Source organism: Deltaproteobacteria bacterium (assembly GCA_016709225.1).
In the GTDB taxonomy this organism is placed as follows: Bacteria; Myxococcota_A; Polyangia; order Nannocystales; family Nannocystaceae; genus Xiheibacterium; species Xiheibacterium phototrophicum.
The window spans coordinates 418,870-430,899 of the sequence record JADJEE010000002.1 but is presented as its reverse complement, the minus strand read 5'-3'; the positions used below and the strand labels follow the sequence as shown (position 1 = coordinate 430,899).

General features: G+C 67.7%; 12 protein-coding genes. All 12 read left to right on the top strand.

From position 1 onward, the window contains the following. The first annotated feature begins 3 nt into the window (after positions 1–3). The 12 genes from IPH07_16010 to IPH07_15955 all read left to right on the top strand — a co-directional run bounded on the left by IPH07_16010 (position 4) and on the right by IPH07_15955 (position 12,029). Positions 4–543, top strand: a complete 540-nt coding sequence (locus IPH07_16010) for a DUF3341 domain-containing protein (protein MBK6918898.1) — start codon at positions 4–6, stop codon at positions 541–543. A 3-nt stretch (positions 544–546) separates the two neighbouring features. Further along, on the top strand, positions 547–1,260 hold the full coding sequence (locus IPH07_16005) for a cytochrome c (GenBank protein MBK6918897.1): 714 nt from the start codon (positions 547–549) through the stop codon (positions 1,258–1,260). Next, entirely contained in the window at positions 1,257–2,492 is a 1,236-nt protein-coding gene (locus tag IPH07_16000) for a hypothetical protein (GenBank protein ID MBK6918896.1), read from the top strand. The genes IPH07_16005 and IPH07_16000 overlap by 4 nt, the downstream gene beginning before the upstream one ends. 19 nt (positions 2,493–2,511) lie before the next feature. Next, positions 2,512–3,243 (top strand): hypothetical protein, encoded by a 732-nt coding sequence (locus tag IPH07_15995; GenBank protein MBK6918895.1) that lies wholly within the window; start codon positions 2,512–2,514, stop codon positions 3,241–3,243. A 28-nt stretch (positions 3,244–3,271) separates the two neighbouring features. Further along, complete coding sequence (locus IPH07_15990; GenBank protein ID MBK6918894.1) at positions 3,272–4,168, top strand: SCO family protein; 897 nt, start codon at positions 3,272–3,274, stop codon at positions 4,166–4,168. Beyond that, on the top strand, positions 4,168–5,247 hold the full coding sequence (coxB, locus tag IPH07_15985) for a cytochrome c oxidase subunit II (GenBank protein ID MBK6918893.1): 1,080 nt from the start codon (positions 4,168–4,170) through the stop codon (positions 5,245–5,247). The genes IPH07_15990 and coxB overlap by 1 nt, the downstream gene beginning before the upstream one ends. A 19-nt stretch (positions 5,248–5,266) precedes the next feature. Further along, on the top strand, positions 5,267–6,901 hold the full coding sequence (gene ctaD, locus IPH07_15980; protein ID MBK6918892.1) for a cytochrome c oxidase subunit I: 1,635 nt from the start codon (positions 5,267–5,269) through the stop codon (positions 6,899–6,901). Between the two features lie 16 nt (positions 6,902–6,917). Beyond that, positions 6,918–7,610 carry a cytochrome c oxidase subunit 3 family protein gene (locus IPH07_15975; GenBank protein MBK6918891.1) on the top strand — a complete coding sequence of 231 codons (693 nt, stop codon included), beginning with the start codon at positions 6,918–6,920 and terminating at the stop codon, positions 7,608–7,610. A gap of 19 nt (positions 7,611–7,629) precedes the next feature. Beyond that, positions 7,630–8,142 carry a cytochrome C oxidase subunit IV family protein gene (locus tag IPH07_15970; GenBank protein MBK6918890.1) on the top strand — a complete coding sequence of 171 codons (513 nt, stop codon included), beginning with the start codon at positions 7,630–7,632 and terminating at the stop codon, positions 8,140–8,142. Between the two features lie 219 nt (positions 8,143–8,361). Continuing rightward, positions 8,362–9,444: a GTP 3',8-cyclase MoaA gene (gene moaA / locus IPH07_15965; GenBank protein ID MBK6918889.1), complete on the top strand. Its 1,083-nt coding sequence runs from the start codon at positions 8,362–8,364 to the stop codon at positions 9,442–9,444. Between the two features lie 2 nt (positions 9,445–9,446). Then, entirely contained in the window at positions 9,447–9,911 is a 465-nt protein-coding gene (locus tag IPH07_15960; GenBank protein MBK6918888.1) for a cytochrome c maturation protein CcmE, read from the top strand. A gap of 6 nt (positions 9,912–9,917) precedes the next feature. Continuing rightward, positions 9,918–12,029 carry a heme lyase CcmF/NrfE family subunit gene (locus tag IPH07_15955; GenBank protein ID MBK6918887.1) on the top strand — a complete coding sequence of 704 codons (2,112 nt, stop codon included), beginning with the start codon at positions 9,918–9,920 and terminating at the stop codon, positions 12,027–12,029. Position 12,030 lies beyond the last annotated feature (1 nt).

Below are 12,030 nucleotides of genomic sequence, written 5' to 3'. Positions count from 1 at the left end.
GTCATGGCGAAGCGACCCAAGACCTATGGCTTGCTCGCCGAGTACGAGAACTCGGCCGACCTCTACCACGCGTGCGAGAAGGTCCGTGACGCCGGCTATGCCGCGTGGGACGCCCACACGCCGTTCCCCGTGCACGGCCTCGAGAAGGCCATGGGCGTGCGGCCCTCGATCATCCCGTGGATCGTCTGCGTCATGGGCTTCACCGGGGCCGGTCTCGGCTTCCTGCTGCAGTACTGGACCAGCACGATCGCGTACCCGCTCATCATCGCGGCCAAGCCGTACAACAGCTACCCGGCGTTCGTGCCCGTGACCTTCGAGCTCGGCATCTTGCTGGGTTCGTTCGGTGCGGTGTTCGGCATGTTCGGCCTCAACCGGCTGCCGCAGCTCTACCACTCGCTGTTCAACTCGAGCCGCTTCGGGCGGTTCTCGGACGATCGCTTCTTCATCTCCATCGAAGCCCGCGACCCCAAGTACGACGCCGAGCGCACGCGCAAGCTGCTCGAGTCGACCGGTGCGACCGCGGTCGAGGAAGTCGAGGACTGACGCATGACCACCAAGCGACGAGTCTCGCGACTGCAGTCCGGATCGGCCCTGGCGATGACGCTGGGTCTCGCCCTCGCGGCGACGGCGGGCTGCCGTGGCACCCGCTCGGAGGACCCCCCGGTTCACCTGCAGCAGAACATGGACTTCCAGGAGCGCGGCGAGCCCCAGGAGTACAGTGCCTTCTTCGCCGACGGCCGCGTCATGCGGACGCCGCCGGCGGGCACCGTGGCGGTCGGCTTCCTGAAGGACGACGACCACCTCTACCGCGGCCGCAACCTCGACGGCACGCTGTCGGACGCGCTGCCGCCGTCGATGAAGCTCGACGACAAGCTGCTGGCCCGCGGCGAGCAGCGCTACAACATCTACTGCGCGCCCTGCCACGGCGAGACCGGCCACGGTGATGGTCAGGCCACGCGCCGCGGTGGTGGCTTCGCGGTGGCGCCGGCCAACCTCCACCTCGCGCGGCTGCAGCCCGAGCCGCTCGGCTACTTCTTCCACGTCGCCAGCAACGGCAAGGGCAAGATGCGCCCGTACAAGGGTCAGATCTCGGTCGAGGACCGCTGGGCGATCGCCGCCTGGGTCCGCACGCTGCAGGTCAGCCATCGCGCCAAGGCCAGCGACATCCCGGCCGGTGCGGCCGCGGGCGCCGCAGCAGCGCCCACCGGCGCCGCAGCAGCGCCCACCGGCGCCGCAGAACAGAAGGGAGCGACCCCATGAGCGCCCACGATCGACACGGTCCGCTCGTTCGCCACGAGCAGGTCCACATCTCCGAGGACTCGCCGTGGCGCCGCCTGCCCGGGATCTTCGCCGTGGTCGGCGTCGCCGGCCTCGCGCTCGGCTTCGTCATGTCGGGCAAGGATCCGGCGAAGTTCTACTCGTCGTACCTGACCGCGGTCATGTGGGGCCTGTCGCTGGGCCTCGGCGGCCTGTGGTTCGTGCTCGTGCAGCACGCCGCACGCGCTGGTTGGTCGATCGCGGTGCGCCGCATCGCCGAGTGCATGATGCTCGCGCTGCCGGCGATGGCGCTGTTGCTGCTGCCCGTGGTCTTCACGGGCGCGCACGAGCTCTACCACTGGACGCACACCGAGCACCCCGATCCGGTGCTCGCCGCCAAGGCCTCGTACCTGAACGAGGGCGCCTTCCGCATGCGGACGGTGGTCTACATCGCGCTGTGGTCGCTGCTCGCGGTGGGCTTCTGGCGGTGGTCGACCAAGCAGGACACCGCGGCAGACCCGGCCCCCTACGGCCACAAGATGCGCTTCTGGGCGCCCATCGGCCTGCTGGTGTTCGGCGTCACGCTGACCTTCGGTGCCTTCGACTGGCTGATGTCGCTGGACCCGCACTGGTTCTCGACCATCTTCGGCATCTACTACTTCGCCGGCTGCGTCACGATCACGGCGTCGACGATCGCGCTGACGGTCATCCTTCTGCATCGCGCGGGCTACCTGCGCGGCGTGGTCACGGCCGAGCACTTCCACGACCTCGGCAAGCTCATGTTCGCCTTCTCGGTGTTCTGGGGCTACATCGGCTTCAGCCAGTTCTTCCTGATCTGGTACGCGAGCATCCCCGAGGAGACCGAGTGGTACTCGTACCGCGGCCACGGTGACTGGCTGACGCTGAGCCTGATCCTCGTGTTCGTGCGCTTCGTGTTGCCGTTCGTCGGCATCATGTCGCGCAAGATCAAGCGCAACCCCCGGACGCTCGCGTTCTGGTGCGTCTGGATCATCGTCGCCGAGTTCGTCGACATGTACTGGCTGGTCCAGCCCGCGCTGGCCCATCAGTCGAAGCACTCGACCGAGCACATCCGACCCGACCTGTTCGACATCTCCACGCTGGCGGGGGTCGCTGGGGTCTTCCTGGCGGTGTTCACCTGGGCGCTGACGCACAAGGCGTTGGTGCCGCTCAAGGATCCGCGGCTCGAGGAGTCGCTGAACCACGAGAACTTCTGACGCGAGGCTTTGGACTCCCATGTCGGACACACACGATCACGACCACGAGCACCACGATCACGGCGGCGGTCACGAAATCGACCGCATGCCGAACTCGCGGCTGTTCAACCTGCTGTTCGGGCTCTCCGCGTTGACGCTGCTGGCCGGTGTCGGCGTGGTGCAGCTCTTCAACATGCAGGTGCGCGCGCTCGAGGACCATCGCGGGGCCGAGCCGGGCTTCCGCATCGCCGAGTACAACGCGCAGATGCAGCGCGAGAAGAACGGCTTCGGCAAGGTCGAGGTCCGCGAGCTCGACGACGCCAATACCGTCTCCACGCGCTACTACATGCCGCTGGCGAACGCGCGCCGCATGGTGCTCGACGACCCGAAGCAGCTCGAGGCCTCGAAGGCGAAGCCGCCGGGCTGGAAGACCGCCGACGATCAGGCGCCGCAGGTGGTGCCCGCGGCGCCGCCCGAGGGCGTGAAGCCGGGCGGCCCCGCGCCCCGCGGCGCGGTGCCGACCGACGGTGCGAAGCCGGCCGAGGGTGCCAAGCCCGAGGACGGTGCGAAGCCGGCCGACGGTGCCAAGCCCGAGGACGGCGCCAAGCCCGAGGACGGTGCCAAGCCCGAGGACGGCGCCAAGCCCAAGGGCGACGCGCAGCCTGTGCCCGAGAAGCCCGCGCGGCCGGCCAAGCCGCGCAAGCCCGCCGACGCCCCCGCCGAGCCCGCCGCACCGGCCGAGCCCGCGCCCGCGCCCGGCGGCATGAACTGAGCTCGCCGCGCTCGAAGCACGCCCACCGATGACCATCCCCGTCATGCTCCGCTCGCGACTCGCCGCCGCCGCCCTGGCCGCGGCGACCAGCGGCGTGGTCGCGGCGCCGGCGTGGGCGGACGATGGTGGCCCGGCCTTCGCCAACGAGAAGCCGCTGTCGCCCGAGATGCGTGCGATCGACGTCGACGAGCATCGCGGCGAGCGGCTCGATCCGGAGCTGCGCTTCCGCGATCCGAGCGGCGCGACCGTGCGCCTGGGCGACCTGTTCGACGGCCGCCGGCCGGTGCTCCTCACCATCAATTACTTCCGTTGCCGCGTGGTCTGCAGCGTCCAGCTCGCGGGCCTCGCCGACGCGCTCGCCGAGCTCGACTGGACCCCCGGCGACGAGCACTTCCGGGTCGTCGCGATCAGCCTCGATCCCGACGAGTCCGAGCAGGACGCCGCGCACAAGCGCGAGCAGATCCTCGATCAGCTCGGTCGCGGCCCGGACGTCGACTGGCAGTTCCTGCGCGGCGATGCCTTGTCGATCCAGGCACTGACCGCCCAGCTCGGCATCTCCTACGCCTACGACGCCGAGCAGGACCAGTTCGCGCACCCCGCGGTCGCGATGTTCCTGATGCCGGACGGCACCATCGGACAGTACCTGTACGGCCTCACCTACCAGAGTCGCGACATCAAGTTCGCGCTGATGGAGTCGGGGCAGGGCAAGATCGGCTCGCCCATGGAGAAGCTCTACCTGAGCTGCTTCACGTACGATCACACCATCGGTCGCTACGGGCCATGGGCCTTCGGGTTCATGCGCATCGGCGCGATTGTCACGTTCTCGATCCTCGCGACCACGCTCGCGATCTTCTGGCGGAGGGAGCGACGCAAGCGTCGCGTCCCGACGCAGCACGACGAACACCGCGCGGAGGCGGTATCGTGATGTTCAGCATGTTCCTCGCCCCCGAAACCAAGGAAGCCGCCACCGCCGCCGCCAACGCGGCTGCCACGGCTGCCCCTGCTGCCGTCCAAAAGCTGCCGCCGCTGGAGACCGCGCACAACTGGGCGCTGCCGACCGAGGCGTCCACGTTCGCGGCCGGTACGGACAACCTGTACCTCTTCATCGTCGCGCTCGACGTGTTCTTCTTCGCGCTCGTCATCGGCGCGATGGTCTACTTCATGTGGAAGTACCGCCGTCGCAGCGAGGATCAGAAGACCAGCTCGATCACGCACAACGGCAAGATCGAGTTCCTCTGGAGCGCGATCCCGGCGGTGCTGCTGGTGGTCATCTTCGCGTGGGCCGAGATCGACTACCTCAAGCAGTCGACGCCGCCCACCGACGCCATCAACGTGCGCGTGGTCGGGCGACAGTGGTTCTGGACCGTCGACTACCCCGACAGCCCCGGCGCCACCCTGACCTCGAGCGTCGACGAGCCGCAGCTGACGCTGCTGGTGCCCAAGGGCCGTCCGGTGCGCCTGACGATGACCTCCGAGGACGTGCTGCACTCCTTCTACATCCCCGCCTTCCGCGTGAAGAAGGACGTCGTCCCGGGCCGCTACACCACGTTGTGGTTCGAGGCCACCCGCGTCGGCGACTTCAACATCTTCTGCGCCGAGTACTGTGGCGACCGCCACTCGTCGATGACGGGCGTCGTGCGGGTGCTCGAGCCCGAGATGTTCGAGGCCGCGCTGAAGGATGCCTCGAAGCTCGAGGCCAACCCCGGCGAGGGCCCGGTGCAGTTCGGTCAGCGCATCTACAACCGCCGCGGTTGCAACGCCTGCCACACCCTCGACGGCAACGCCGCGACGGGTCCGACGTGGAAGGCGATGTACGGCCGCGAGGAGACCCTCACCAACGGTGAGAAGGTCAAGGTCGACGACGACTACATCAAGGAGTCGATCCTCCGTCCGCAGGCGAAGATCGTCGCGGGCTTCACCGGCGCGAACATGCCGAGCTACCAGGGGCAGCTCGACGAGAAGCAGATCGCCGCCCTCATCGAGTTCATCAAGGCGCAGAAGTAGCGCGCGAAAGAGCACCGCCATGGCAAGCGCACAACACTCCGAGCACGCCCGCGAGCCCTCGTTCTACGAGGCGCACAAGGGTTGGAAGTCCTGGTTCATCACGCTCGACCACAAGCGTCTGGGCATGATGTACCTGGTCGGGACGATGATCTTCTTCCTCGTCGGCGGCATCGCGGCGCTGACGCTGCGCACCGAGCTGCTGACGCCCGAGCAAGACCTCGTCAGCGCGACCACGTTCAACAAGCTGTTCACCGTGCACGGCGCGGTGATGGTGTTCCTGGTCATCATCCCCTCGGTGCCCGGCGCGCTGGGCAACTTCTTGCTGCCGCTGATGCTGGGCGCCAAGGACGTCGCGTTCCCGCGGCTGAACCTGTTGTCGTTCTGGATCTACAGCCTCGGCGCCTGCTTCTTCCTCTACACGCTCTTCGCGGGCGGCCTCGACACCGGCTGGACCTTCTACACGCCGTACTCGACGACCACCGGCACGGCGATGGTGTCCGCCACCGCGGGCGCCTTCATCCTCGGCTTCTCGTCGATTCTGACCGGCGTGAACTTCCTGGTGACGGTGCACAAGATGCGGGCGCCGGGCATGACCTGGAACCGGCTGCCGCTGTTCGTGTGGGCCATCTACTCGACCGCGGTCATCCAGATCCTCGCGACCCCGGTGCTCGCCATCACGCTGCTGCTGCTGATCGTCGAGCGCACGCTCAACATCGGCATCTTCGACCCGGCGATGGGCGGCGACCCGGTGCTGTACCAGCACTTCTTCTGGTTCTACAGCCATCCGGCGGTCTACATCATGATCCTGCCGGGCTTCGGCATCGTCAGCGAGCTGATCGCGGTCCACTCCCGCAAGCACATCTTCGGCTACAAGGCCATCGCGCTGTCGTCGGTCGCGATCGCGATCATCTCGTTCCTGGTGTGGGGCCACCACATGTTCGTGTCGGGCCAGTCCGAGCTCGCCGGCGTGGTGTTCTCGTTCCTGACCTTCGCGGTCGCAGTGCCGACCGCCATCAAGGTGTTCTCGTGGGTGGCGACGCTCTACAAGGGCAGCATCGCGTTCAACGCCGCGATGATCTACGCGCTCGCGTTCCTGTTCACGTTCACCATCGGCGGCCTGACCGGCATCTTCCTCGGCGCGCTGTCGGTCGACGTGCACTTGCACGACACCTACTTCGTGGTGGCGCACTTCCACTACGTCATGATGGGCGGCACGATCATCGCGTTCATCGGTGGCATCCACCACTGGTGGGGCAAGATGACCGGCCGGATGTACAACGAGGCGCACGCCCGCTGGGGCGCGCTGCTGGTGTTCATCGGCTTCAACATGACGTTCTTCAACCAGTTCATCATCGGCCAGCAGGGCATGCCGCGCCGCTACGCGACCTACGTGCCGCAGTTCCAGCAGCAGCACGTCATGTCGACGATCGGCGCGTACATCCTCGGGCTCGGCCTGCTGTGGACGGCCATCTACCTGCTGCGCTCGCTCAAGACCGGCGCGCAGGCCCCGGACAACCCGTGGGGCGGTGCCTCGCTCGAGTGGCTCACCCAGAGCCCGCCGATCGAGCACAACTTCCACGGCCAGCCGCGGGCCGACACCGACCCGTACAACTTCCCGCAGATCGACCGCTCGGGCGGCATGGACGCGCACTAGCGCTCCGGAGGCACTCATGAGCACTTCGCATGCACACGGGCCCAAGCCGCCCCACGCGTTCTTCCAGCACCACTACAACACGGTCGAGCAGCAGGCTGGTGCCGCCAAGCTCGGCATGTGGGCGTTCCTCGCGACCGAGATCCTGATGTTCAGTGGGCTGTTCCTGGCCTACTTCATCGTGCGCGGGTTCTATCCGGAGATGGTGCTCGGCAGCCACGAGCTGCTGTCGAAGACCATGGGTGGCATCAACACGGTCGTGCTGCTCTTCTCGAGCTTCACGATGGCGATGGCGGTGCGGTCGGCCCAGGTCGGCAACACCAAGGCGATCGTCAACTACCTGTACATGACCATCGCGTGCGCGCTGATCTTCATGGTGGTCAAGTACTTCGAGTACACCGGCAAGTTCGCGCACGGCATCTTCCCCGGCAAGTACTTCGACTACGAGCGCGCGGCCGCCTACGCCGCCGAGCACGGCCACGAGCTGGTCGGGCTGCCGCACATCTTCTTCGGGGTCTACTTCACGATGACGGGCCTGCACGGCGTGCACGTGCTCGCCGGCGTGATCGTGCTGGTGTGGATCCTCCAGCGGGCAAAGAAGGGCCACTTCGGGCCGCAGTACTTCACCCCCGTCGAGAACGTGGGGCTGTACTGGCACATCGTCGACCTGGTGTGGATCTTCCTGTTCCCACTGCTCTACCTCGTGAAGTGATCGCGACAGGACCAAGGCCATGAGCACGAAGACCTTTCTCAACGGCAAGCCCATCGACGACGTCGTCGAGGTCCACGAGCACGTCTCGCCGCAGATGACCTACGTGAAGGTCCTGTTGGGGCTGTTCGCCCTGACCGGTCTCACCTACGCGGTCTCGTTCGCCGACCTCGGGTCGGCGAGCCTGTATGTCGCGATGGCGGTGGCGTTCGCGAAGGCGACGCTGGTGTGCATGTTCTTCATGCACCTCAAGTACGACGATCGCTTCCACGTGTTCGTGTTCCTGAGCACGGTGATCTTCGTCGGCATCTTCTTCTTGTTCACGCTGTTCGACCTCAACAGTCGCCAGCGGCTCAACGAGGAGCAGGGCACGTTCTTCCGCATCCAGCAGGGCGACAAGTGGAGCGACTCCCAGCGCACCAATCACGACGCCTACGAGGCCAAGCGCGCCGCAGAGGCGAAGGCGGCAGCGGAGGGCAAGGCCGCGCCGGAGGGCAAGGCCGCGGACGCGGGCAAGGCGCCCGCACAGCACTGATGCGTTTCGGCGCGGCTGTCATTCGTTACAGCTGCGCGTGAAACTGCCACCAAGGGGTGCCTTCGCGCCCGCGTAGACGACGGCTGGGGGCTGCAGCCCCACCGGCGTCTCGTCGGGCCTTCGTCCGCACGGGCCGCGCGGTGCGGGGGTGTCGGGCCTATGGCAAGCTTCCCCTCGGGAAGCCTTTCGACCGTGCAACTCGTGCAGCTGCGTACCGGCGTGGAACGGACCGAAGCGCCGCCGACTCCGGTGGTGCCGGCCGCCGTGCTGGCGCACGGCTGCACGACGCTGCCCCTGGTCGACCGCATCGATCGCCGGATCGGCTACCTCCGGGTGTCGCTGACCGACCGCTGCAATTATCGCTGCACGTACTGCATGCCGGACCGGCCGGGCGACTACGGCCCGCGTGCCGAGCTGCTCACGCTCGAGGAGGTCGCGGCGGTCGTCGCTGCGTTCGCGGCCGCGGGGGTCGAGCGGGTCCGCCTGACCGGCGGCGAGCCGTTGCTGCGTCGGGGCCTGGTGGAGCTGGTCGCAAACCTGTCGCGGCTGTCGGGGCCCCAGGGCGCTCTGAAGGTGGTGCTCACCACCAACGGCGAGCACCTCGCGTCGCTCGCGGGCCCGCTCGCGCAGGCGGGGCTGCACGCGATCACCGTCAGCGTCGATTCGCTGATCGAGTCGCGCTTCGCCGCAATCACGCGCCGCGGTCGCCTGCCGCGGGTGATCGCGGGCATCGATGCCGCGCTCGCGTCGGGCTTGCCGGTCAAGCTCAACACCGTCGCCGTCCGCGGCTTCAACGACGACGAGCTCGGCGAGCTCGCAATGTGGGCGTGGCGCCGCGGCGCAACCCCGCGCTTCATCGAGCTGATGCCGATGGCCTCGGGTGAGCTGTTCGTGCCCGGCGAGCTGATGCCCGCCCACGACATCCGCGAGGCCATCGCGGCCGCGATCGGGTCGCCGCTGCGCCCGAGCGACGCGCCCAGCATCCGCGGGCTCGGGCCCGCGCGCTACCACGCGGTCGAGCGGGGCGAGTTCGCCGGGGCCGTGCTCGGCACCATCGGCGCGATGACCGAGAACTTCTGCGCCAGCTGCAATCGACTGCGGCTGAGCGCGAGCGGGGCCCTGCACGGGTGCCTCGCCCACGACGACGCCGGCGATCTGCGCTCGGCGCTGCGACACTCGAACGACCCGCAGGCGCTGCACGACGTCGTGCAGCGCGTGATCGGAACCAAGCGCGACGGGCATGGGTTCCATGCCGATGGCTCCGGCGGGCCGCGCAAGAGCATGATGAGCATCGGAGGTTGACCATGGCGCTCGGCATCGGAACCAAAATCGGCATCGGCGTGGTCCTCGCGGGCGCGCTGGGCTACCTGGTGTTCTCGGACACCGGCGAGGGCGTGCTCGAGTACCTCTACGTCGACAAGCTCATGGCGGCGCCGGAGAAGTACGAGAACCGTACGATCAAGGTGCACGGCATCGTGGTCGCGGGCTCGATCCAGCGCAAGAAGGGCACCACCGGCGATCTCAAGTTCGTGATCGAACACGACGGCGCCAAGCTGCCGGTCCACTACACCAACATCCCGCCCGACACCTTCCAAGAAGAGGGTGAGGTGGTGGTGACGGGCAAGCTGGTCGACGACGTGTTCGAGTCCGACGAGATGTCGGCCAAGTGTCCCTCGAAGTACGAGGAAGAAGAGGGCAAGGCCGCGCTCGGGGCCCAAGCCAACAAGACCGGCGCGCCGCCCCAGCGACGCGCACCGGAAGGGGAGTAGCCCACCATGCCCATCTCGACCCTCGGCACCATCGCGTGCCTGGTGTTGTTCCTGCTGGCGGTCGCGACCGTGGTGCTCGCGGTCAGCGGTGCCTCGCGTCGCTCCGAGCGCCTCGTCGAAGGCGCGGTGCAGGGCATCCACGGCATCTTCGGCGTGGCCTTGTTCGCGTCGATGCTGCTCGAGTATGCCTTCCTCGCCGGCGACACCAGCATCCAGTACGTGCAGCACAACAGCCACCCGGCGATGCCGCTGCTCTACAAGATCACGGCGTTCTGGGGCTCGCTCGATGGCAGCCTGCTGTTCTGGGTGCTGCTGCTGAGCCTGTTCGCGTCGATGGCGGTGCGGGCCAATCGCCTGCGCCATCGCACGCTCATCCCCCACGCGGTGGCGATCCTCGCCACCATCCTGGCGTTCTTCGCCGCGCTGTTGGTGTTCATGAAGAACCCCTTCGATGCGTGGTTGCTGGCCGAGCAGGCGCCGGTCGAGGGCAAGGGGCTGAACCCGCTGCTGCAGAATCCGTACATGGTCTGCCACCCGCCGAGCCTGTACCTCGGCATGGTCTCGCTGGCGGTGCCGTACGCGTTCGGCATGGCCGCGCTCATCACCGGGCAGGTCGACGAGGCCTGGCAGCGCAGCGTGCGACGATGGACGCTGTTCTCGTGGCTGTTCCTCAGCGTCGGGCTGGTGCTCGGCGGCCTGTGGGCCTACGAGGAGCTGGGCTGGGGCGGCTACTGGGCCTGGGATCCGGTCGAGAACGCGGGCCTGCTGCCGTGGTTCACGTGCACCGCGTTCCTGCACTCGATCATGGTCCAAGAGCGCCGCGGCATGCTCAAGACGTGGAACCTGCTGCTGGTGATCGTCACGTTCTTCCTGACCATCTTCGGCACGTTCCTGACCCGCAGCGGCGTGGTCCAGAGCGTCCACGCCTTCGGTGAGGACCCGGCGCTCGCGTGGACCTTCGGCGGCTTCATGCTGGTGATCCTGGTGGGCTCGTTCGGCCTGCTGTTCCGCCGGCGCGCGCTGCTGCGCTCGCGTCACGAGCTCGAGAGCGTGCTCAGCCGCGAGTTCGCGTTCCTGGTCAACAACTGGATGTTCCTGGTGTGCGCGCTGTTCGTGGCGGGCGCGACCATGTACCCGACGTTCACGCAGTGGTCGGGTCAGCTGGCCGAGAAGTACGAGTGGTACCGCGAGATGATGTTCTCGCTGCACGTCTACGACCGCGCGGTATGGGACGAGTTCCTGCTGCGCGGCGGTGGGCCGCTGCCGTGGAACCGCGTCACCATCGGTCCGGCGTTCTTCAACCACTACATGGCGCCGCTCGGGCTGGGTCTGCTGTTCCTGACCGGCTTCGGGCCGCTGGTGGCGTGGCGCAAGACCACCGGCGCGTCGCTGGTGGAGCAGTTCCGTGGGCCGCTGGCGGCCGGTGTGGTCGCCACGCTGGTGGCCGCGTTCGCGATCCCGCTGGTGCGCAGCGAAGGTGGCTTCGAGATCCTCTCGCCCGAGGGCCTGGCCTGCTTCGGCCTGTGTGGTTTCACCGGCTGGACCATCATCCAAGAGTTCTACCGTGGGGTCGCCGTGCGTCGCCGCGCGCGGCCGCAGGGCGTCGTCGATGCACTGATCGGCCTCGTGACGCGCGCGCGCCGGCGCTACGGCGGCTACATCGTGCACCTGGGCGTGGTGCTGATGTTCCTCGGCTGGGCCGGCAACTCCTACAAGCTCGAGCGCAAGCTCGGCATCTACCCCGGCGACACCATCGCGCTCGGCGACTACGAGATCGAGTATGTCGGCGCGCGGGCGACCGCCGACTGGCAGAAGGAGATGCTCACGGTCGAGATGGTCGTGCGCAAGGGCGACGGCCAGGCCGGGGTGCTGACGCCGGCGAAGTGGTGGTACTTCCAGCTGCCCGATCAGCCCACCACCGAGGTCTCTCGGCTGATGCGGCCGGGCGGCGACGTCTATGCGTCCATCGCCGACGTCGACATGACCAGCGGCTGGGCGCGCGTGAACCTCTACTACAACCCGTTGGTGAACTGGGTGTGGCTGGGCTTCGCGGTGATGCTCGCGGGCGGCATCGTGTGCATCGGCTCCAAGCGCGAGGAAGCCGAAGGCAGTGGCTGAC

What these genes read in the sequence shown, in the direction of transcription:
- IPH07_16010 (MBK6918898.1), top strand. Translation starts at nt 4, where the DNA reads ATGGCGAAGCGACCCAAGACCTATGGCTTGCTCGCCGAGTACGAGAAC.
- IPH07_16005 (MBK6918897.1), top strand. Translation starts at nt 547, where the DNA reads ATGACCACCAAGCGACGAGTCTCGCGACTGCAGTCCGGATCGGCCCTG.
- IPH07_16000 (MBK6918896.1), top strand. Translation starts at nt 1,257, where the DNA reads ATGAGCGCCCACGATCGACACGGTCCGCTCGTTCGCCACGAGCAGGTC.
- IPH07_15995 (MBK6918895.1), top strand. Translation starts at nt 2,512, where the DNA reads ATGTCGGACACACACGATCACGACCACGAGCACCACGATCACGGCGGC.
- IPH07_15990 (MBK6918894.1), top strand. Translation starts at nt 3,272, where the DNA reads ATGACCATCCCCGTCATGCTCCGCTCGCGACTCGCCGCCGCCGCCCTG.
- coxB (MBK6918893.1), top strand. Translation starts at nt 4,168, where the DNA reads ATGTTCAGCATGTTCCTCGCCCCCGAAACCAAGGAAGCCGCCACCGCC.
- ctaD (MBK6918892.1), top strand. Translation starts at nt 5,267, where the DNA reads ATGGCAAGCGCACAACACTCCGAGCACGCCCGCGAGCCCTCGTTCTAC.
- IPH07_15975 (MBK6918891.1), top strand. Translation starts at nt 6,918, where the DNA reads ATGAGCACTTCGCATGCACACGGGCCCAAGCCGCCCCACGCGTTCTTC.
- IPH07_15970 (MBK6918890.1), top strand. Translation starts at nt 7,630, where the DNA reads ATGAGCACGAAGACCTTTCTCAACGGCAAGCCCATCGACGACGTCGTC.
- IPH07_15960 (MBK6918888.1), top strand. Translation starts at nt 9,447, where the DNA reads ATGGCGCTCGGCATCGGAACCAAAATCGGCATCGGCGTGGTCCTCGCG.
- IPH07_15955 (MBK6918887.1), top strand. Translation starts at nt 9,918, where the DNA reads ATGCCCATCTCGACCCTCGGCACCATCGCGTGCCTGGTGTTGTTCCTG.